The sequence below is a fragment of the Brachybacterium nesterenkovii genome (assembly GCF_900163655.1).
Lineage (GTDB): Bacteria > Actinomycetota > Actinomycetes > Actinomycetales > Dermabacteraceae > Brachybacterium > Brachybacterium nesterenkovii.
In genome coordinates, this window is sequence record NZ_FWFG01000081.1 from 84,771 (window position 1) to 105,358 (window position 20,588).

22 protein-coding genes are annotated in these 20,588 nt (G+C 72.7%); 11 read left to right on the forward strand and 11 right to left on the reverse strand.

All coding sequences use genetic code 11. The features are described from left to right. Positions 1 to 83 precede the first annotated feature (83 nt). Positions 84 to 926 (reverse strand): PspA/IM30 family protein, encoded by an 843-nt coding sequence (locus FM110_RS09455; RefSeq protein ID WP_087104512.1) that lies wholly within the window; start codon positions 924 to 926, stop codon positions 84 to 86. A 176-nt stretch (positions 927 to 1,102) separates the two neighbouring features. Between FM110_RS09455 and FM110_RS09460 the strand changes: the two genes are divergently transcribed. From FM110_RS09460 to FM110_RS09480, 5 genes are all read left to right on the forward strand, one after another. Further along, positions 1,103 to 2,638, forward strand: a complete 1,536-nt coding sequence (locus FM110_RS09460; protein WP_087104513.1) for a cytochrome ubiquinol oxidase subunit I — start codon at positions 1,103 to 1,105, stop codon at positions 2,636 to 2,638. 17 nt (positions 2,639 to 2,655) lie between these two features. After that, positions 2,656 to 3,726, forward strand: coding sequence for a cytochrome d ubiquinol oxidase subunit II (gene cydB / locus FM110_RS09465; RefSeq protein ID WP_087104514.1), 1,071 nt, complete (start codon positions 2,656 to 2,658; stop codon positions 3,724 to 3,726). A gap of 206 nt (positions 3,727 to 3,932) precedes the next feature. Then, positions 3,933 to 5,669, forward strand: coding sequence for a thiol reductant ABC exporter subunit CydD (gene cydD / locus FM110_RS09470; protein WP_327230682.1), 1,737 nt, complete (start codon positions 3,933 to 3,935; stop codon positions 5,667 to 5,669). Beyond that, positions 5,666 to 7,534: a thiol reductant ABC exporter subunit CydC gene (cydC, locus tag FM110_RS09475; protein ID WP_234992152.1), complete on the forward strand. Its 1,869-nt coding sequence runs from the start codon at positions 5,666 to 5,668 to the stop codon at positions 7,532 to 7,534. The genes cydD and cydC overlap by 4 nt, the downstream gene beginning before the upstream one ends. 59 nt (positions 7,535 to 7,593) lie before the next feature. Next, a complete protein-coding gene (locus tag FM110_RS09480) occupies positions 7,594 to 8,739 on the forward strand; it encodes a sensor histidine kinase (protein ID WP_087104515.1) in 1,146 nt (381 codons plus the stop codon). A gap of 107 nt (positions 8,740 to 8,846) precedes the next feature. Here FM110_RS09480 and FM110_RS09485 read toward each other — a convergent pair whose 3' ends face one another. Further along, entirely contained in the window at positions 8,847 to 9,470 is a 624-nt protein-coding gene (locus FM110_RS09485) for a response regulator transcription factor (protein ID WP_087104516.1), read from the reverse strand. Positions 9,471 to 9,592: 122 nt separating this feature from the next. On the opposite strand from FM110_RS09485, the gene FM110_RS09490 reads away from it, so the two are divergent. The 3 genes from FM110_RS09490 to FM110_RS09500 are packed head-to-tail and all read left to right on the forward strand — an operon-like array spanning position 9,593 to position 10,631. After that, positions 9,593 to 10,120, forward strand: a complete 528-nt coding sequence (locus FM110_RS09490; protein WP_087104517.1) for a hypothetical protein — start codon at positions 9,593 to 9,595, stop codon at positions 10,118 to 10,120. Positions 10,121 to 10,146: 26 nt separating this feature from the next. Then, the gene (locus tag FM110_RS09495; protein ID WP_087104518.1) at positions 10,147 to 10,395 is read left to right on the forward strand and encodes a ribbon-helix-helix domain-containing protein; all 249 of its coding nucleotides are present in this window, start codon (positions 10,147 to 10,149) and stop codon (positions 10,393 to 10,395) included. After that, positions 10,392 to 10,631 (forward strand): toxin, encoded by a 240-nt coding sequence (locus FM110_RS09500; RefSeq protein ID WP_087104519.1) that lies wholly within the window; start codon positions 10,392 to 10,394, stop codon positions 10,629 to 10,631. The genes FM110_RS09495 and FM110_RS09500 overlap by 4 nt, the downstream gene beginning before the upstream one ends. An 11-nt stretch (positions 10,632 to 10,642) precedes the next feature. Here the strand turns inward: FM110_RS09500 and mutM are convergent, their stop codons facing one another. The 7 genes from mutM to FM110_RS09535 are packed head-to-tail and all read right to left on the reverse strand — an operon-like array spanning position 10,643 to position 16,899. Continuing rightward, a complete protein-coding gene (mutM, locus tag FM110_RS09505) occupies positions 10,643 to 11,653 on the reverse strand; it encodes a bifunctional DNA-formamidopyrimidine glycosylase/DNA-(apurinic or apyrimidinic site) lyase (RefSeq protein WP_087104520.1) in 1,011 nt (336 codons plus the stop codon). Between the two features lie 5 nt (positions 11,654 to 11,658). Beyond that, on the reverse strand, positions 11,659 to 12,411 hold the full coding sequence (rnc, locus tag FM110_RS09510) for a ribonuclease III (protein ID WP_087104521.1): 753 nt from the start codon (positions 12,409 to 12,411) through the stop codon (positions 11,659 to 11,661). Continuing rightward, positions 12,411 to 13,067, reverse strand: a complete 657-nt coding sequence (locus FM110_RS09515) for a YceD family protein (protein ID WP_087104522.1) — start codon at positions 13,065 to 13,067, stop codon at positions 12,411 to 12,413. The genes rnc and FM110_RS09515 overlap by 1 nt, the downstream gene beginning before the upstream one ends. Positions 13,068 to 13,106: 39 nt before the next feature. Then, positions 13,107 to 13,610, reverse strand: a complete 504-nt coding sequence (gene coaD / locus FM110_RS09520; RefSeq protein WP_087104544.1) for a pantetheine-phosphate adenylyltransferase — start codon at positions 13,608 to 13,610, stop codon at positions 13,107 to 13,109. 5 nt (positions 13,611 to 13,615) lie between these two features. Further along, on the reverse strand, positions 13,616 to 14,005 hold the full coding sequence (locus tag FM110_RS14580; RefSeq protein WP_087104523.1) for a GNAT family N-acetyltransferase: 390 nt from the start codon (positions 14,003 to 14,005) through the stop codon (positions 13,616 to 13,618). Then, entirely contained in the window at positions 13,989 to 14,630 is a 642-nt protein-coding gene (locus FM110_RS09530; protein WP_087104524.1) for an RsmD family RNA methyltransferase, read from the reverse strand. The genes FM110_RS14580 and FM110_RS09530 overlap by 17 nt, the downstream gene beginning before the upstream one ends. Position 14,631: 1 nt before the next feature. Further along, the gene (locus FM110_RS09535; protein WP_087104525.1) at positions 14,632 to 16,899 is read right to left on the reverse strand and encodes an ATP-dependent DNA helicase RecG; all 2,268 of its coding nucleotides are present in this window, start codon (positions 16,897 to 16,899) and stop codon (positions 14,632 to 14,634) included. Between the two features lie 403 nt (positions 16,900 to 17,302). Between FM110_RS09535 and rpmB the strand changes: the two genes are divergently transcribed. Beyond that, a complete protein-coding gene (gene rpmB, locus FM110_RS14135) occupies positions 17,303 to 17,497 on the forward strand; it encodes a 50S ribosomal protein L28 (RefSeq protein WP_159458030.1) in 195 nt (64 codons plus the stop codon). Between the two features lie 271 nt (positions 17,498 to 17,768). Beyond that, a complete protein-coding gene (locus FM110_RS09545) occupies positions 17,769 to 18,449 on the forward strand; it encodes a L,D-transpeptidase family protein (RefSeq protein WP_234992153.1) in 681 nt (226 codons plus the stop codon). Between the two features lie 164 nt (positions 18,450 to 18,613). Here FM110_RS09545 and FM110_RS09550 read toward each other — a convergent pair whose 3' ends face one another. Beyond that, on the reverse strand, positions 18,614 to 19,678 hold the full coding sequence (locus FM110_RS09550) for an NAD(P)-dependent alcohol dehydrogenase (protein ID WP_087104528.1): 1,065 nt from the start codon (positions 19,676 to 19,678) through the stop codon (positions 18,614 to 18,616). A gap of 114 nt (positions 19,679 to 19,792) precedes the next feature. Here FM110_RS09550 and FM110_RS09555 point away from each other — a divergent pair, with 114 nt between their 5' ends. Further along, positions 19,793 to 20,071 (forward strand): putative quinol monooxygenase, encoded by a 279-nt coding sequence (locus tag FM110_RS09555; RefSeq protein WP_087104529.1) that lies wholly within the window; start codon positions 19,793 to 19,795, stop codon positions 20,069 to 20,071. A gap of 180 nt (positions 20,072 to 20,251) precedes the next feature. Here the strand turns inward: FM110_RS09555 and FM110_RS09560 are convergent. After that, the coding region (locus FM110_RS09560; RefSeq protein WP_143276353.1) for a transposase at positions 20,252 to 20,588 on the reverse strand (337 nt) is incomplete at its 5' end.

A 20,588-nucleotide genomic window follows, 5' to 3' on the forward strand; every position in this document is an offset into this window, starting at 1 on the left:
GTATGGCACAGCCCGTGCACGCGAGAGGGCGGCGACGGGGCCGCGTGGACCCGCGTCGCCGCCCTCGCGTGCGGCGTGTCGCGTCAGGACTCGCGCCCGCTCTCGGGTGCGCTCTCGATGCTCTCCTCGAGCTCGGCGTCCACGGGCTCGGCACCGCTTCGCGGTGCTTCGATGCCCTCGCGCGCGGGCGCGCCGGAGATCTGTCCCGCCCCGGCGCCCTTCTTGAGGGCGGCGAGGCGATCGTCGACGTCCAGGCGGCGGGCCTGCACCTCGAGCGACTCGAACTGCTGGTCGATCGAGTTCGCGGCCAGCTCCTGGCGCCCGATCACCCGGGCCTCCTCGCGGCGCACCTTCTCCTCGAACCGCGAGAGCTCGCTCGTCGGGTCCAGCACGTCGATCGCGCCCACGGCATCGCTCATGCGGTTCTGGGCCTCGGCGGCGCGGGAGCGCGCGACGAGGGAGTCGCGCTTGGAGCGCAGCTCGTTGAGCTTGCCCTTCATCGAGTCGAGCCCGGTCCGCAGCTGGCCGACGACCTGGTTCTGCGCGTCGATGGTGGGCTGGACCGAGGCGATCTCCTCCTCGGCGCTCATCTGGCGCTCGATGGCGACGCGGGCCAGGGAGTCGAAGCGGTCAGCCTCGGCGGCGTTGCCCTCGGCGCGCAGCTGATCGGCGCGCTGGGAGGCCGCGAGAGCCTTGCGCTCCCAGTCCGCGGCCGCGTTGCGGTCCTCCTCCTGGTCGCGCTCCATGAGGCGCAGGTTGCCGATGGTCTGCGACACCGCGGTCTCCGCCTCGCGGATCGACTCGGTGTAGTCGCGGATCATCTGGTCGAGCATCTTCTCGGGGTCCTCGGCCTGGTCGAGGAGCGCGTTGATGTTGGCACGGGTGAGCTGGGCGATGCGCCCCAGGATGGACTGCTTGGCGGGCATGGACGGTCCTCTCGTCGACGATGGGGCCACGCCGCAGCGGACTGTGGCCCGGATCACCGAAAGGGTATCGGGTTCACGCGCCGCGCCGTACGAGGGACCATGGTCCCGGGACTGAGGTCCCGGCTGACATAGCGTCAGCATGATCCGCCCCATCCCTGCCCTTCCCTAGGAGTCCCATGGAAGCCCTCGATGTGGCCCGATGGCAGTTCGGCATCACGACGGTGTACCACTTCATCTTCGTGCCGCTCACCATCGGCCTCTCGTTCCTCGTCGCGATCATGCAGACCGTCGCCACCCGCGCCAAGGACCCCGTCAAGGTCGACGCCTGGACCCGCCTGACCAAGTTCTTCGGCTCGATGCTGATCGTGAACTTCGGCATCGGCATCGCCACCGGCATCGTCCAGGAGTTCCAGTTCGGCATGAACTGGTCGGAGTACTCGCGCTTCGTCGGCGACGTCTTCGGCGCCCCGCTGGCCTTCGAGGGCCTCGTGGCGTTCTTCCTCGAGTCCGTGTTCCTGGGCCTGTGGATCTTCGGCTGGAACCGCCTGTCGCCGCGCCTGCACCTGCTCACGATCTGGTGCGTCGCGATCGGCACGACGGCGTCCGCGTACTTCATCATCGCCGCCAACTCCTTCATGCAGCACCCGGTCGGCGCGACCTATAACCCCGAGACCGGCCGCGCCGAGCTCGAGTCGATCATCACCGTGCTGACCAACCCGACGACGCTCGCCGCGTTCCCGCACGTCGTCTCGGGCGCGTGGCTCGTGGCAGCCTCCTTCGTGGCCGGCATCGCCTCCTGGCACATGGTGCGCCACCACAACAAGGCCATCGCCCTGGGCGCCGACTCCGTCGAGGGCGCCGCCCACGCGAAGCAGGCCAAGGACGTCTTCCGCCCCGCCGTCCGCTTCGGCGTGCTGGCCATGTTCATCTCCGCCCTCGTGCTCGTCGTCTCCGGCGACATCCAGGGCAAGCTCATGTTCCAGCAGCAGCCGATGAAGATGGCCTCGGCCGAGGCCCTGTGCGAGACCGAGACCGGCGCGTCCTTCTCGATCCTCACGATCGGCGGTCCCGACGCCTTCAGCCAGGACTGCTCGGACGTGACCCATCTGATCGAGATCCCCAACGTCACCTCCTTCATGGCGACGAACGACCCCAACGCGACCCTGCAGGGCGTCGAGGAGCTCGAGAAGCAGTACCAGCAGGAGTTCGGCACCGAGGTCACCGCGGTCGACGGCTCCACGCAGACCGCTGAGTACCGTCCGAACCTGTTCGTGACCTACTGGTCCTTCCGCCTCATGATCGGTCTGGCCGCCTTCAGCGCGATCCTCGCGTTCTGGGCCCTGTGGGCCACCCGCGGCGGACGCACCACCGGCTCCAAGGCCTTCCAGTGGTTCGCGCTGCTCGCGATCCCCATGCCGTTCCTGGCCAACTCGGCCGGCTGGGTGTTCACCGAGATGGGCCGCCAGCCGTGGGTCGTCGCCCCGAACCCGACGGGCGATCCCACGATCCGCCTCATGACCGTCCAGGGCGTCTCGCACAACCCCGCGTGGATGGTGATCCTGTCGCTGGTCGCCTTCACGCTTCTGTACGGCGTGCTCATGGTCGTGTGGTTCAAGCTGATGCGCCGCAACGCGGCCGCCGGGATCCCCCTGCCCCGCCGCGATGAGACCACGGACGAGCTGGACACCCCGGCCCTGTCCTTCGGCTACTGAGGAGATCGGACACAGTCATGGAACTCACCATCCTCCAGATCGTCTGGTTCTTCCTCGTCGCGATCCTCTTCGCGGGCTACTTCGTGCTCGAGGGCTTCGACTTCGGCGTCGAGATGAACGTCGCCGCCCTCGGCAAGGGCGACTCCGAGCGCCGCGGGAAGATCCTGTCGACGATCGGCCCCGTCTGGGACGGCAACCAGGTGTGGGTGCTCGTCGGCGGCGCGTCGATCTTCGCGGCCTTCCCCGAGTGGTACGGCACGCTGTTCTCGGGCTTCTACGTGGCCCTGCTGCTCCTGCTGCTGGTGCTGATCGTCCGCGTCTGCGCGTTCAAGTACCGCTCCAAGTCCGATGACCCGACCTGGGTGAAGACCTGGGACCGGATCCACATCATCAGCGGCTTCGTGCCGGCCCTGCTGTGGGGCGTCGCGTTCGCCAACATCGTCCGGGGCGTCGACATCGACGAGTCGAAGTTCGTGACCACCTCCCTGTTCGGGCTGCTGAACCCCTTCGGCCTGCTGGGCGGCATCACCTTCGTGCTGCTGTTCTGGCTGCACGGCACCGCGTACCTGGCGCTGAAGTCCGTGGACCCGATCCGCGAGGACGCCAACGCCCTGGTGGGCAAGCTCGCCATCCCGACGATCGTCGCGGGCGCCGCGTTCCTCATCTGGAACCAGCTCGCCCACGCCAACACGGCGATCACCTGGGTGCCCCTGCTGCTGGCCGCGGTCGCGCTGGTCGCGGCCCTGGTGCTCAACCGGATGCGCCGCGAGGGCCTGACCTTCATCGCGACCTCGCTCGCGATCGTCATGGCCGGACTGCAGATGTTCGGGGGCCTCTTCCCCAACGTCATGCCCGCCCGCAACGTCGCCGCCAACGGCCTCACGGTCGCCGAGGCGTCGTCGACCGAGCACACCCTGATGGTCATGCTCATCGCGGTCTGCGTGTTCCTGCCGATCGTGCTTGCGTACCAGATCTGGGCGTACTGGGTGTTCCGCGCCCGGGTCGGCTCCCCCGAGGAGTCGGCGCAGCCGGCGACTCTCGGCGAGCGCGCGAAGGCCGGCTACCGCGCCGCGTTCGAGCAGAACTGATCACCGGTTCGGCGCCCCTGCTGCCCAGCGGGGGCGCCGAGCCCTGTCCCACGGAGGCGAGAACCCTGACGGGAATCACCGACGCGGACGCACGGACGGCCCGGGCCCACGAGGCTCCGGGCCGTTCGTCGCTGCGCGCCCCCTTCGACCCTGCCCGGATCACCGATCCCGGGGGCGGGGCCGCCAGCCGCCCGACGGTCCGCCGCGTGCGCCGCCCGCCGCTGGATCCGCGCCTGGTCCGCCACGTCCGCGCGGCCCGCGGCCACGTCCTGCTGCAGGGCGCGCTCGGGCTCCTCCAGGCTCTGTGCATCATCGTCGCCGCGATCCTCCTCGGGCATCTGGGGGCCGCGCTGCTCGTGGACCGGGTCCTCCCCTGGGAGCGGCCCGAGCTGCTCGGCGGGACGATCGCCGCCCTGGCCGTCCGCGCGCTCGCGGTCCTCGTCCAGCAGCGCACCGCGCACCGTGCGGCGACCGCCGCCATCGCCGACCTCCGCTCCCGCCTCGTGCGCCACGCGGCTCTGCTGGGGCCCCGCGGCTCCGCGGGTCGCGGTGCCGACCTCGCCGCCCTCGCGAGCACCGGCATCGAGGCCCTGCGGCCGTACCTCGTCGGCTACGTCCCCCAGCTGCTGCTGGCGGCGACCGTCACTCCCCTGTGCCTGGCGACGGTCGCCGTGCTCGACATGCCCAGCGCGATCCTGGCGGCCGTCTCGATCCCGCTGATTCCGATCTTCATGATCCTCGTCGGCCAGCTCACCGAGGGCCGCTCCGAGCAGCTGCTGGCGGACATGCGGGTGCTGTGGGCCCAGGTGCTCGACCTCGTCGAGGGTCTGCCCACCCTGCGCGCCCTCGGACGCCAGAAGGGGCCGGAGGCCACGGTCGAGGCCCTCGGCGAGCGCCACCGCCGCTCGACCATGGGCTCCCTGCGCTACGCGTTCCTGTCCTCCATGGTCCTCGAGCTGCTCGCGACCCTCGGGGTGGCGCTCGTGGCCGTGGGCATCGGCATGCGGCTGGTGGCCGGGGACATGCAGCTGGCCCCCGCGCTCGCGGTGCTGGTCCTGGCCGCGGAGGTGTACCTGCCCCTGCGGCAGGTCGGCACCCAGTTCCACGCCTCCACGGACGGCCTCGCCGCCGTCGACGCCGTCTTCGCGGTCCTCGACGAGCCCCTGCTGCCCGATGGCGATGTCGAGGCGCCCGACCTCCGCCGCGCCTCCCTCGCGCTCGTGGACGTCTCCGTGCGCTCGCGCGACGGCCTCGCGCCCGCGCACGCGAGCCTGCGCACCCGGCCCGGACGGATCCTCGCGATCACCGGGACCTCGGGGGCGGGCAAGACCACCGCCGTCCAGTGCCTGCTGGGGCTGCTCGCCCCGACGAGCGGCCGCGCCGTCGTGCTGGGCTCCGGGACGAGGAGCGCTGAGGTCGATGAGACCGACGCGGCAGGCGCCACGGACGTGCTCGACCTGCGCCGCGCGTCCCTGTGGGATCAGGTGGCCTATCTCCCCCAGCGCCCCGTCGTCGGGCCCGGGACGCTGCGCGCCCTGCTCGCCGAGGCGCGTCCCGATGCGGACGACGCCGCCCTCGACGAGGCCGCGGCCGCGACCGGACTGGCCGCCGTGGCCGCCGAGCGCGGCTGGGACGCCGAGGTCGGCCGCGGGGGTCAGGGGCTGTCGCTCGGCCAGCGCCAGCGCCTCGCCCTGGCTCGCGCCGTCCTGTCCCCCGCCCCGCTCGTGATCCTCGACGAGCCCACCGCGCACCTGGACGGCGCGAGCGAGCGGATCGTGCTCGACCTCCTCGCCCGCTTCCGCGCCGAGGGGCGCGCCGTGGTGGTCGTCGCGCACCGCAGCGCGCTCGTCGATGCGGCTGATGACGTCGTCGTCCTCGCACCCCAGCGCGATCGCGCGTCCGCCTCCGATGATGTCGCCTCCGATGAGGAGCTCCCCGCATGACCGCCCCTGTGCATGCCTCTGCGAACACCTCCGCGAACGCCTCTGGGACCGGATCGGCCAGCGCTCCCGCGTCCGGGAGCGGGGCTGCGGGGACGGACCGCGTCGCGACGCCGCTGCGCCGCGTCACCGCCATGCTGGGCATCCCCCGCTCGCGCCTGATCGCCGCCGTCGCCGCCGCCTCGGCTACGCTCCTGTCGGCCCTCGCCCTCGCTGCCGTGAGCGCCTGGCTCATCACCACGGCCTGGACGATGCCGCCCGTGCTCGATCTGACCGTCGCCGTGGTCTGCGTGCGGGCGCTGGGCATCTCCCGCGGCGTGTTCCGCTGGGTGGACCGGATGGCCACGCACGACGCCGCCCTGCGCGGTGTCGTCACCCTGCGCACGCGGCTGTTCGCGGCGCTCGCCGATCGCCCCGGCGATGCGCTGTCCCGCCTACGGCGCGGCGATCTGCTGGCCCGCCTCGGCGACGACGCCCAGGAGCTCGCCGATCACGTGATCCGGGCGACCGTCCCGGCGCTAGTGGCCGTCGTGCTGGGCATCAGCACCGTGCTACTCATCGCGCCGATCTCCCCGCTCGCGGCGCTGGCGATGATCGCCGCGCTCGTCATCTCGTCGGCGCTGGGGCCCCTGGCCGCCTACCGGGCCGCACGGCTCACCGAGGAGGCCGTGGTCGCGGGCCGCGGCGCCGTGACGAGAACGGCCCTGCAGGTGCTGGATGACGCCACCTCCCTGCGTCTCGACGGCCGGCTCGACGGCGCGCTCGCGGAGCATGAGCGCGCCCAGCGCGCGTACGACGCGGCGCTCGACCGGGCGGCCCTGCCCTCGGCCCTCGCGGCCGCGGTGGTGCCGGTGGCGATGATCCTGGCGCTGACGGGCTCCGTCCTCGCGGCCGGACCGCTGTGGGTGGCCGGTCAGGCGTCCGCCGGGCAGATCGGCGTCCTGCTGCTGTTGCCGCTGTCGGCCTTCGAGGCGGCATCGGCGCTGCCCGCGGCGGCCTCGCAGCTCGCCCGCTCCCAGGCCGCCGCCCGTCGCCTCGTGGAGACCGTCGGCCCTGAGCGCCCCGGGCACGAGCGCCCCGGGCACAAGCGCCCCGGCGCTCGGCGCCCCGGACCCGAGCATCTCGGCGCTGAGCATCCCGACGCCGAGCGCCGCGCACCGGGCACCTCCGCGTCGGCCCCGGCGCAGCCCGTCGCCTCGTCCCCGTCCCTCGTGGTGCGCGGGCTCGTGGCCGGCTGGTCGCCGGAGCGTCCGCTCACCGCGCCGCTCGACCTCGATCTGGCGCCGGGTGCTCGCGTCGCGATCACGGGCGCATCGGGGGCCGGCAAGTCCACTCTCGTGTCCACGCTCGCGGGCCTGCTGGCGCCCCTCGCCGGCAGCATCCGCCTGGACGGCGCCGATCTGCAGGAGCTGCCCGAGGCGGCCGTGCGCGAGGCCATGGTGCTGTTCGCCGAGGACGCCCACGTGTTCGCGACCACGGTCCGCGAGAACCTCCGGGTGGCCCGGGGGGATGCGAGCGACGAGGAGATCCTGGCGGCGCTCACGGCCACGGGGCTCGCGGACTGGGTCGCGCACCTGCCCGGCGGTCTCTCCCATCTGCTGGGGCCCGATGGGACGACGGTCTCCGGCGGGGAGCGACGGCGCCTGCTGCTCGCCCGCGCGCTCGTGCGCCGTGCCCCGATCACCCTGCTGGACGAGCCGACGGAGCACCTGGATCCCGAGCGCGCCCGCGCCCTGCTCCATGCCCTGCTGAGCACGGGCGATGACGCCCTCCTGGAGCCCGACGGGATCGTCGTGGTGGTCACGCATGACGTCGCATCGCTGCCCGCAGGGACCACGGTCCTCCCCCTCCCCGTCATCGCACCGTGAGAATGGTCCCCAGAACGGATTCCGGGGCGCCCGTCGCCGACGTCGTCGAAGGAGCACTCATGCCGTACACCGTCGAGGCGACGCGACCCGCCCGCATGCAGGACCTCGCGGCGGCCGTGCTCGCCATCGGGGACGCGGGCGAGGTGCTCGAGATGCTGGTCTCGCGCACGCGCCAGGACCTCGGGGCCGATCTGGCCGTCCTGATCCTGCCGGACGGCGGGGGCGACTGGATCGCGGAGGTCGTCGAGGGCGAGGACTCCGATGAGGTGCTGGGCCTGACGATCTCGGCGGACTCAGCGTGGGGCCGGGCTCTCGGTGCCGTCGACATGGCCACGATGCCCGAGGACGACGGCGAGCTTCCCGATCCCCTGGCCGCGGCCCGGCGCGAGGAGCGCCTGCTGACGGTGCCCGTGGCGGCGGGGACCGACGGGATGGGCGCGCTCCTGGCGGTGCTGCGCCCTGACGCCATGGCTCCCGCGGACGAGGCCGCGGCCCGCGAGCGCCTCGACGCGATCGCCGCGCTGGTCGCGATCGCCCTGGATGCCACGGACCGCGAGGTCGAGGGCCTGGACGATGAGCGCAGTCGTATCGCCCGCGATCTCCACGACCTGGCGATCCAGGAGCTCTTCGCCGTCGGCATGGAGCTCGAGACCGTGCAGCGCGTGGTCTCCGCGCCGGACGCGTCGGGGCTGCACCCGGATGCCGCCCGGGCGATCCGGTCCTCGGTCACGGGCGTGGAGCGCGCCGTCGCGCAGATCCGCCAGATCGTCCAGTCGCTGCGGCGTGACCGCCCGGAGGCGACGCTCACCGAGCGGCTGCGCCATGAGGCGGGGATCGCGACCGCGGGGCTCGGCTTCGTGCCGAGCCTGCGTCTGCCGGCGGATCCCGCCGTGCTAGACACGGAGGTCCCCGACGAGATCGGCGGGGACATCGTGGCCGTGGTCCGCGAGTGCCTGGCCAATGCCGCGCGCCACGCCCATGCGAGCGCCGTGGCCGTCACGGTCTCGGTGTTCTCCGAGGGCGTGGACCGGGTGGCGCAGGTGGCCGTCTCCGACAACGGGCGCGGCATCGACCCGACGGTCACGCGACGCAGCGGGCTGGCGAACATGTCGGCCCGCGCGCGCAGGCATCAGGGCTGGGTCGATGCGATCCCGCTGGAGCCGGGCACGATGATCTCCTGGCGGGTCACGCTCCCGCCGCGCTGATAGGCGACGCAGCGATCGTGGACACGGCGCTCGGGGACGCGGCGCTCAGGGGCACCCCGTCCGGTGACGCAGCGTGCGGTGATGCAGGGTTCCAGGGCTGGGGCCGGTCACTTCCAGCCGGCGCGGCGGCGCGCGGCCTCGCGCGCGGCGACCTGCGTGCGGCGCTGCAGGCCCAGGGCGTGCAGGATCGCGGTGATGCGGTTCTTGACGGTCTTCTCGGCGATGCCGAGCTCGTCGGCGATCTCCTTGTTCGTGCAGCCGTCGCCGATGAGCTCGACGATCCGCTGGTCGGTCGCGGAGAGCTCGTCGTCCTCCTCGGGTGCCCGGGCGGGCCACACGGTCAGGCCCTCGGCCACGCGCTCGATGGCCACGACGATGTCGCGCGAGCGGGAGGACTTCAGAAGCATGCCACTGGCGCCGACCGCGCGGGACTCGCGCAGCGCCGAGTCGTCGTCGAAGGACGTGAGCACGAGCATCTTCTGCAGCGGTTCGAGCTCGCGGGCCCGGCGCATGACGTCGATGCCGGTGCCATCGGGCAGCTGGAGGTCCACGATCAGCACCTCGGGGCGGACCGCGGGCAGGCGGCGCAGCGCCTCGTCGACCGTGGACGCCTCGCCCACGACCGAGAGGCTGGGGCTCGCATCGATCACGGTCACGATGCCGCGACGCACCACCTCATGGTCGTCGACGATCATCACGCGCACGGGCGCGTCCGTGAGCTTCGCGGTCATGTGGCCACCTTCCTGGTCATTCAACAGGCAGAACGGTACCCGAGCCGAGGCTCCGAGGTGCACTCGACGCGGCCGAATGCCCGCACATCCGACACGGGGACCGCCGGGGCGATACTGGCCCGATGACGACCGAGCCGCCGTGGACGCACCTGGGCGCCGTCGACGTGGGCGGACGGGACCGGACGGAGCTGCGCGCCGCCCTCGCCGGCGTCGGCATCGCCTTGAACGAGAGCGCGGAGATCCTGCTGGGTCTCGACGCGATCGAGGCGGGAGCCGGAGTCCTCGACCTGGCCTCGGCGACCCCCGCCGATCTGGGGCTGGCCGGGGGCGGTTCACTGCCCGCGATCTTCGCCGCCGCGTCCGAGCAGGGGCTCGCCCTCTGCCCCCTCGCCACCGCGCCCTTCCTGCGCCTCGTCCACCGGGAGGACGAGTCCGTCGATCCCGAGCTCCGGCGGCACCGGCCGCCGGACGGGGCGCTGCACGTGGCCAGTCCCCTGCCGCCTGGTGGGACGGACATCCCCACGGGCTTCTACCTGCGGACCGTCTCCGGGCAGCGCTGGCTGCGCGGCTACCGGTGCGATGCGGACTATCGGCTTCCGCCCGACGCCGTCTTCGTGTTCGCTCTGGAGGGCGCACGGACGCGGCTCTGACAGGTATTTCGTATTACACTTCCGGCATGGAGACCATCGATGGCAAGCCGGTCACGCCCGAGATGATCCAGGCGTGGGCCGACGAAGCGGAGCAGGGGTACGACATCGAGAAGCTACGCCGACGCGGCCGCAAGCCGAACGGCGATGGTGCTGCCCGTGTCGTTCCCGTTCGCCTCGACGCGACATTGCTCGCGGCTGTCGACGCCCAGGCTGAGATCGAGGAGACGAACCGCTCGGATGTGATCCGCGCAGCACTGCGTGCGTACGTCGCGTGAGGATCAATCCGTCCGCCCTCAAGCACGGGATCACCGAAGAGGACATCCTGCACGCCGATTCTCATCGCGCCTACGAGAGCGAGCCCGACGGTGATGTACCCGCGAAGCAGTTCGTCCTCGGCTGGGACGCGCGAGGACGTCTCCTCGAACTGGCGATCCTGACCTTCGATAGCGGTCACCGACTGGTCATCCCTACCATGAAGGCTCGACGGTCGTCGCTAACGCTGCTCGACTGAGGGATGGGCCCTCATCGCCGACGCTGGCACCGCGGGCAGAAGAAGCAGGAGCGCCCGCTGCGCACCTGGCGCCGCAGGGCGGTCCCGCAGCGCGAGCACGGCTCGCCCTCCCTGCCGTACGCCTCGAGGGAGCGGGCGAAGTAGCCGGAGCGCCCGTCGACGTTGACGTACAGCGCGTCGAAGCTCGTGCCGCCGACGGCGAGCGCTCGCTCCATGACCGCGCGGCAGGCGCGGAGGATGCGGTGGGCCCGCACCTGCGAGAGCGCCTGGCCGGGGGTGGCGTGGTGGGCGCGCGCGGCCCACAGGGCCTCGTCGGCGTAGATGTTGCCGATCCCGGAGACGAGGTCCTGAGCCAGCAGCAGGGACTTGACCGGTGCTCGGCGCCTCCGGATCGCGCGGGCGATCGCCGGGAGGTCAGCCGCGTCGTCGAAGACGTCGCGCGCGATGTGCGCCGCATCCCGGGGCAGAAGGTCGTCGGGGCTCCCCCAGGCGCTCGTGCGGCCGTCGTCGGCCGTGACCAGCGGCGAGGTCCACAGCCCGCCGAAGAGGCGCTGGTCGATGAAGTCGACGTGCGAGCCGTCGTCGAGCGCGAGGCGGATGCGCAGGTGGCGGACGGGATCGGAGGCGGGCCCCTCGCTGGGGGCCGGGGCGCGGAGGTCCGCTGGGAGGTCGACGTCGGGCGGTGCAGCGTCGGGTGCCGCAGCGCCGGGCGATGCGGCGTCGTGCGCGGGGACCGCTGCTCTCGAGCGGACCCGCAGCTGCCCGCTCATGCCCAGGTGCGTCATGAGCGCGTGCCCGGTGTCGGCGCCATCGGGGTCGGCCAGGCGCCACCACAGGAACTTGCCGCGGCGCGCGATCGCCGTGACGGTCGTGCCCACCAGCATCTGCTCGAGGCCGCTCGCTCCCCCGGCCTGGCGCCGTGCGCTGCGGGGATCGCGGATCTCGACACCGATGATGGTGCGGCCGACGGCGTGGGGTCCCAGGCCCCGCCGTACCACCTCGACCTCGGGCAGCTCGGGCACGTCGGTCAGCCCCGCGGGAGCAGCGGCTCCCCGCTCTCGGCGAGGACGGCGCGGACGGCGCTCGCGGCGGCGGCGAGCTCGGCGTCCTTCTTCGAGGCGCCCTGCCCGGTCGCGGTGACGGTGCCCTCGACCGAGACCTCCGCGGTGTAGATCCGGGCGTGCTCGGGGCCCTCGCCGGTGATCGCGTAGACGGGCACGAGGCACTTCGCGGCGGCGATCTCCTGCAGACGGGTCTTGAAGTCGTAGCCGGCCTCGAGCATCTCGTCGCTCGCGAGCAGCGGTTCGAGCAGCGCGAGCACGTAGGCGCGGCTCGCCCCCTCCCCGAGCGCCAGGTGCACGGCGCCGATCACGGCCTCCATCGTGTCGGCGAGGATCGAGGCCTTCTCGCGGCCGCCGGAGAGGTCCTCGCCGCGGCCCAGGTGCACGAAGTCGCCCAGGTGCAGGCGTGAGCCGACGAGGGCGAGGGCGCGGGTGTTGACGATCGCGGCGCGCCGGGTGGCGAGGTCGCCCTCCGGCAGGGTCGGGTGGGCGCGGTAGAGCTCCTCGGTCACGGCCAGCCCCAGCACGGCGTCGCCGAGGAACTCGAGGCGCTCGTTGTGGGGCGTGCCCTCGTGCTCATAGGCATAGGAGCGGTGGGTCAGCGCGAGGTCCAGCAGGCCGGAGGCCCGCAGTGCCTCGCCCTGCTCGGGGGTCAGCGGCAGGCGCTCGAGGAGCGCGGCGGGGTCCTGCGCGGAGCGGGTGCGGCGAGACCGCGCCATCAGCGCTCGCCCGCGGTCTCGTCGGCAGCGTCGCCCTCGGTGCGGTCGCGCCCGGTGCCGTCGTCTCCGGCACCCTCGCCCTCGGCACCCTCCGCGGGGGCGGTGCCGAACAGGCCCTGGAGCGCGGCGAAGCGGTCGTCGATCACGTCGTGGTGATGGTCCGGGTCGTCCTCGAGGCGCGCGCCGCACTGGCCGCACAGGCCCTCGCAGTCCTCGCGGCACAGCGGGGCCGCGGGCACGGCCAGCACGAGCGCGTCGTAGACGAGGGGGCCCAGATCCACGGTGTCGCCCTCGAGGATCACGACCTCCGCGCGCTCCTCCTTCGACATCTCGTGGGGGATCTTCTCGGGGTAGGTGAACAGCTCGTCGAAGCGGATCTCGATGTCGTCCTCGAGCGGGTCGAGGCAGCGCGAGCACTCGCCCACCAGGTGCGTCGCGGCGGTGCCACCGGCGTACACGCCCTCGACGACGGACTCGAGCGCGCCGATGACGTCGATGCTCCCGCCGGCGGAGATCCACATCGCGGCGGGCGGCTCGGCGGACTCGGGCACCGCGATGGTGCGGGAGATGTCCCGGTGGGCGCCGGGGCGGCCGATCAGGTCGACCGCGTCGAAGCGCAGGTCAGGGAGGGGGGAGTTCGGCTCGGTGGTCGTCACGACCTCAGGATACGGGGCGCGGGCGGGGCCGGGCCCGGCTCAGGCGGTCTGTTCGCGCTCGGCGAGCGCCACGCGCAGGGCGCGCGCGGAGGCGGGCGGCAGCATCGCCTCGACGTCGCCGCCGAGCATCGCGACCTCGCGGACGAGCGAGGAGGAGATGTGGGCCACGGCGGGGCGGGCGATGAGCAGCATCGTGTCGATCCCCGCGAGGTGATCGTTCATGCGGATCATCGGCTCCTCATAGGAGAGATCGGCCTGGCCGCGGATCCCGCGGACCACGGCGCCCGCACCGATCTCGCGGCAGAAGTCGACCAGCAGCCCGGCGGGAAGGGGCCGCACCTCGACGCTGTCCCCCAGGCCCTCGGCCTCGAGGGTCTCGCGGATCGCAGCGCAGCGGGTGTCCTGGTCCAGCAGCGAGCGCTTGGACGGGTTGTGGGACACGGCGGTCACCACGCGGTCCGCGATCGCCGCGGCACGGCGGGCGATGTCCAGGTGGCCGAGGGTGAACGGGTCGAAGGAGCCGGGCAGGACGACGGTGCTCATGCGCGTCACTGTAGTGCCGCGGCCGGGCACAGATCGGTGGCCAGCATCGCCCAAGTCATCGAGTCCAGCCAGCGGCCGCTGCGGTGCAGGGACTCCTCGCGGAAGAGCGTCTCGCGCCGCACCCCGATCCGAGCCATGATGCGCCAGGACGGCTCGTTGTCGCTGAAGCAGTGCGCGACGATCCGCTCCTGGTGCAGCACGCTCAGAGTGCTCGGCGCGGTCGCCTCCATCCGGGCGGCGAAGGACGCGAGATCCGCGTACCGCGTCGGCGTGTACTCGGTGACCTCGGGCCGCGAGTACCAGGACCAGATCTCGGGCGCGTCCGAGGCGGTCAGCGGGCGCAGCTGCAGGCGCCGGGTCCGCGCCGGCCAGGTCAGGTCATCGGCCGCTGTCATGCATCCCCCGCTCGTCGTGCTCGTCACCGAGCGCGCCTTCCGCCTCGTCGACGGTCGACGGCCCGCCGTACTGGACGACGGTCTCGCCGTAGGCCTTGGTGCCGTCGTCGGCGTATTCGGCGGGCCAGACGAGGGGCGCGCTGCGCGAGGAGCGCTCGACGGCGACGACGGCGTCGGGCTCGAGGGCGGGCAGGAGTGCGACCAGCAGCTGCTCGAGGGCGGACGTCGGGACGTCGTAGGGAGGGTCGATGAGCACGAGGCCGAAGGGGGCCTCGCCGCGTCCGACGGCGGCGGCGAGGGCGGCAGCGGCCGCCTCGGCCCGGGCGGACTGCACGCGGGCGCGGTCGGCCAGTCCGAGGTCGTGCGCGGTGCGCGTGATCTGGGCGGCGGTGCGGGCGTGGGCCTCGACCAGCACGGCGTCGAGCGCGCCCCGGGAGAGGGCCTCGAAGGCCAGCGCTCCGGTCCCGGCGTAGAGGTCGAGCACGCGGCGCCCGGCTATCGCGTCCCAACCCTGCAAGCGGGAGAACACGGCCTCGCGTACCCGGTCGGAAGTGGGGCGGGTCCGGCTCGAGGGCGGCCCCGGGACGGTCCTCCCGCCGAGCTCGCCGGCGATGATGCGGGGCATCTCAGGTCCTCTCCACGTCGGGGTCGGCGTCGCGCAGGCGGTCGGCGACCGCGCGGGCGAGGCCCGGATGGGCATCGAGATCCGGGTCGTGCTCGACGACGCGGGCGGCCTGCTGGCGCGCCGCGTCGACGACGTCGGTGTCTGCGAGCATGTCGAGGTGGCGCAGCGTGGCGTGCAGCCCGGACTGGCGGGTGCCGACGAGGTCGCCGACGCCGCGGCGCTCGAGGTCGAGGCGGGCCAGCTCGAAGCCGTCGCGCGTCGCGGCGATCGCCCGCAGATGCTCGGCGGCCTCGGACTCGGGCGGCGCCGTCGTGGCGAGGAAGACGATGCCGGGATGCTCCCCGCGGCCCACGCGTCCGCGCAGCTGGTGGAGCTGGGAGATCCCGAAGCGCTCGGCGTCGCAGATCACCATCGCGCTCGCGTTGGGGACGTCCACGCCCACCTCGATGACGGTGGTCGCGACGAGCACGTCGAGCTCGCCCCCGCTCATCGCCCGCATCGCCTCCTGCTTGTCCTCGGTGCTCATGCGCCCGTGGAGCATGCCCAGGCGCAGGCCGGCCAGGCGGGGATCCGCCGCGAGGCGCTCGAGGGTCTGCTCGACGCCGCGGGGCGGATCGGCGCCCTCCGTCTGGCCTCCGGCCCCCTCGCCGCCTGCTCCCCCGGCACCCTGCCCTGCCCCGTCGGCCGCTTCGCCGTCGATGATGCGGGGGCAGACGACGAAGGCCTGCCGTCCGGTACGGACCTCCTCGGCGACGCGCCGCCACATGCGGTCCTCCCAGGCGGGGAGGCGCTCGGGCACGAGGAAGCTCTCGGTCCCGGCGCGGCGTGCGGGCATCTCGGTGAGGGTGAGCACGTCGAGGTCTCCGACGATCGCGAGGGCGGCCGAGCGCGGGATCGGGGTCGCGGTCATGACGATGACGTGGGGGCTGGAGCCGTCGGCGCCGCGGCGGCGCAGGGCGCGGCGGTGGTCGACGCCGAAGCGGTGCTGCTCGTCGATGACGACGAGCCCGAGGGAGGAGAACTCCACGCCCTCGGTCAGCAGCGCATGGGTGCCGATGACGAGGCCCGCTTCGCCGCTGACGACGTCCAGGAGCGTGCGGCGGCGGTCCGCGGTGCGCTGGGATCCGGTGAGCAGGCGCACCGAGGTGGCCTCGGGCACGCCGTCGAGGCGGCCGGCGCGACCGAGCTCCCCGAGCAGCTCGGTGATGGTGCGGTGGTGCTGCTCGGCGAGGACCTCGGTGGGGGCCAGCAGGGCGGCTTGGTGACCGGAGTCGACGGCCCGCAGCATGGCCAGCAGCGCGAGGACCGTCTTGCCGGAGCCGACGTCCCCCTCCAGGAGCACGGAGGTGGGGCGGTCGCGGGCGATGCGCTCGGCGATCTGCTCGGTGACCTGCTCCTGCCCGGCGGTGAGGGTGAAGGGCAGCCGCTCGCGCAGGCGGATCTGCAGCGGCCCGGCGGCGGTCAGGGCGGGGGCGGGCGTGAGGTCGTCGGCGGCGCGGCGCTGGGCGAAGATCGCCTGCAGCACGAACGCCTCCTCGAAGCGCAGATGCGCCAGGCCCCGCTGGGCATCGGCCTCTTCGCGCGGGGCGTGCAGGAGGCGCAGGGCCTCGGCGAGCGGGGGCAGGCCCTGGGAGCGCAGGACGGTCTCGGGGACCACGGGGGTGAGGACGTCGGCGTGCTCGAGGGCGGTGGCGAAGGCGGCGCGCATCGTCTTCTGGGTCGTCTTGCCCCGCAGCGGGTAGACGGGGACGGGCCGCATGGCCTCGTCGATGGTGGGGCCGTCGTCGAGGACCACGTAGTCGGGGTGGACGATCTGCGGCTCGCCGCGGTGCTCCCCCGCCGTGCCGGAGACGAGGATGCGCACGCCCGGGCGCAGGAAGCGGCGGTGGTACTCCACGAGGTGGCCTCGCGCGAGGAAGAAGGTGAGCGTGAGGGGGCCGCTCGAGTCCTCCACCGTGACGAGCAGGAGGGAGCCGCGCCGGGCGCGCATGGGCCGGTCGCGCACGTCCCGCACGGTGACGACGGCGGAGATCTCCTCGCCGGCGGTGATGTCGGCGATCCGGGCGAGCGGGCCGGGGACGACGTAGCGGCGCGGCGCGATGCGCAGCAGGCCGTCGAGGTCCACGGCGCCGAGGGCGCGCACGGCGGTGAGCTCCTTGCCGGAGAGGATCACGTCGAGGGGCGGCGGGGCGGGGGCGGCGGGGCGGTCCTGGACGACGAGCGGATCGGCGTCGGAGGGGAGGACGAGATCGATGCGGCCCTCGCTCATCTCTGCCTCCCTGTTCCCGTCCGGCCTTGTTCGATCCGGCCTTGCTCAATCTGGTCTGGTTCCATCCGGATCGCGTTCGCGGACACGGTGTCGCGCGGCGTGGGACCATCGTGCCATCGTGGTCCGACGGACGACGCCCCGCGCCGTCCGGGTGGGGATGGCGCCCGAGAGGACGCGGCAGGACCTGCGGAGAGTCCGCCGACGGGGCGAACGGCCCGCACATGCCCTTCCCTGTGTCCGTTCCCACAGCATCCGCCGCCTGCGGGCCTGGGGCGGGCACCGGCCATGGGCTATGATTCTTCAGTTGCCGTGCGCCAGTGCTCGTCCTGCGATCCGCCCGGATCCGTCGGCGGACCACGGACGCGGAGCACCCCACAGCGAATCGAAACCCCAGGAGACAGTCGTGGCTTCCACGTGTGAAATCTGCGCCAAGGGCCCGAGCTTCGGCAAGAGCGTGTCCCACTCGCACCGCCGCACCTCGCGCCGCTGGAACCCGAACATCCAGTCCGTGCGTACCGTGATCAAGGGCACGCCCACGCGCGTGAACGTGTGCACCTCCTGCCTCAAGGCCGGCAAGGTCCAGCAGATCAGCGCCTGATCCCCGGCGGCTGCCGCCGCGGATCGACCTCGAAGGCCTCCTCCCGCTCGGGAGGGGGCCTTCGCGTCGTCCGGACGCTCTCCGATGTCCCCTGCAGCACGGAGTCTCCCCGGAGATCCGCACCCTGCGTGCCGGTTCGTCGGAATCGCAACCTATGATCGAAGCAGCCCGGTGCACGATCCTCGTGTTCCGGGGGAGGCACTTCCCCGCCCCCGCAGGCCCCGCCATCCCGACGAGGCCCTCCGCTTCACACGCACCGAGGATGTCCGCCATGAACACACCGATCCCCTCCCGACGCTCCGTCCTGCTGGGCACGGTCACCGCCGGCACCGTCACGGTCCTCGGCATGCCCTCCGCCTTCGCCGGCGGCGGCACCCTGCGCCGCGGCTCCCGCGGCCAGCAGGTCACCGATCTCCAGAACCGCCTGAACTCCCTGGGCTACTGGTGCGGCCGCGCCGACGGCCGCTTCGGCGCGTCCGTCCAGCAGGCCGTGTACGCCCTGCAGAAGGCCGCCGGGCTCTCCCGCGACGGTCGCGTGGGCCCCAAGACCCGTCAGGCGCTCGACGCCGGGGTCCGGCCCTCCAACCGCGTGTCCGACGGCATCGAGATCGACCTCGACCGCCAGCTGCTGATCGCCTCCCGCGGCGGGTCGATCCGGTGGATCCTGAACACCTCCACGGGCAGCGGCGAGCGCTATGACGGCGGGAAGATCGCGACGACGCCGCGCGGCAGCTTCAAGGTCTACCGCACGGTCTCGCGCGGGTGGCGCACAGCGCCGCTGGGTCGCCTGTACCGTCCCGCGTACTTCACGGGCGGCTACGCCGTGCACGGGGCCACCTCGATCCCGCCGCGCCCCGCGTCGCACGGTTGCGCGCGCGTGTCCGTCGGCGCGATGAACATGCTGTGGGACGAGGGCTTCACCCGCAAGGGCACGCGCGTCAAGGTGTACTGAGCACCGCGATCCCCGCGATCCCCGCGATCCCCGCGCTCTCCGGTTCTCGCCGGTATGCACGACGCCGCCCCGTCCATCTGGACGGGGCGGCGTCGTCATGCGCGGGCCGCGAGGGCCGCGCGTCAGGCCGCGGGACCGCACCGCAGTACGGCACCCGGTCGTGCTCAGTCGGCCAGGGGGGCGTCCTCGAAGGTCGAGGTGTCGATGACGGCGCGGAAGTGGACCTTCCCGTCGACCACGCGGTCGTAGGCCGCGTCGACCTCGTCGACCGAGACCGTCTCGATGCGGGCGCCGATGCCGTGCTCGGCGCAGAAGTCGAGCATGTCCTGGGTTTCGGGGATGCCGCCGATGTTCGATCCGGTCAGCACCTTGCGGCCGCCGATCAGGGCCCCGACGTGCAGGGACTGCGCCTCGGGCGGCAGGCCGACGAGCACCATGACTCCGCGGGGCTTCAACAGCCCGAGGTAGGAGTCGACGGGGATGTCGGCGCTGATCGTGTTGAGGATCAGGTCGAACTCGCCCCGGTGCTCCTCGAAGAACCCGTCCTCGGTGGTCGACAGCATCCGGGAGGCGCCGAGCTCGCGGGCGAGCTCCTCCTTGGCGAGGCTGCGGGACAGCACGGTGACGTCCGCGCCCTTGGCCGCGGCGATCTGGACGCCCATGTGGCCGAGGCCGCCCAGGCCCAGCACCGCGACCTTCTGGCCCTCCTTCACGTCCCACGTCGCCAGCGGCGAGTAGGTGGTGATGCCCGCGCACAGCAGCGGGGCGGCGACATCGAAGTCGAGGGCGTCGGGGACGGAGCACACGAAGCGCTCGTCGACGACGACCTTCTGGGCGTAGCCGCCCTGGGTGATCGTGCCGTCGACGTCCTTGGAGTTGTAGGTGCCGACGTTGCCGTTCAGGCAGTTGTTCTCGAAGCCGGCCTCGCACTCGGAGCACTCGCCGCAGGAGTTCACGAGACAGCCGACGCCCACGCGGTCCCCCACCTGGTAGCGGGTGACGCCGTCGCCCACGGCCTCGACGACGCCGGCGATCTCGTGGCCGACGGTCAGCGGGAAGTGCGCCTCACCCCACTCGTTGCGGATGGTGTGGATGTCGCTGTGGCAGATGCCCGCGGCCTTGATGTCGATGACGACATCGTGCTCGCGGGGGTCGCGGCGCTCGATCTCGACGACGCGGAACGGCTGGTCCGGCCCGGTCTTCTGCAGGGCCTTGACGGTGATCGGCATGGGAGCCTCCTGGCTGGTTCGGGGATGCCCCCAGGGTAGACGCGGTGCCGAGGGAATCTGAGGGTCCGATGGACGGACGGCACGGCTGGCACAGCGACATGGGAGACTCGCCCGATGGATACCGTCCGCCTGCAGGGCCGCCTCATCTGCCGGGACTCGCAGGAGGCCGCCATCGTCGCGGCGCATCTCCCCCAGCAGATCGAGCTGACGCGCGCCGAACCCGGATGCATCTCCTTCGCCGTCGACGCGACCGAGGACCCGCTGGTGTGGACGGTCGACGAGGAGTTCGAGGATGCCGCATCGTTCCGCGCGCACCAGGAGCGTGTTCGCGACAGCGACTGGGGACGGGCGACGGAGCGCATCGAGCGCGCGTACACGATCGACGGGCTGTGACCCCGGAGCCTCTCCGAGAACCGCGGACGTCCTGGGAATCTGCGCGATCGCGGGCTGCGAGTCGCCGACGGTCAGTGCGATGTCGCTCTGGGCGACTCCCGACGTATGGCTCATGAGCCGATCCGACAGGTGTGCCAGAAAGCGGCTTCGGACCTTGCGGAACAGGGGATTCGTGGCTCTTCAGAGTTGAGTGTGGGGTGAGGCGTCGAGACCGCCGGTGATGAGGAGCATGCGGAGTCGGTAGTGCTCGAAGTTGCGGAACGCTCTGGCGATGCGGCGGCCGAGTTCGATGATCCCGTTGACGGCCTCTGTCCCGCCGTTGCTCGCGCCGTCGGTGTCGAAGTAGGCCAGGAACGCGGTCTTCCAGCGGCTCAGGGTCTTCCCCAGCCTCGCGATCTCGGGGATCGGGCAGGACGGCAGCTGCTCGATCAGCTGCTCGGCGAGGCGGCGTCCCTGGGCGGGCGTGGGCTGGTGGAACACGTCTCGGAGGTCCTGGACGCAGTGGTAGGCGACCTCG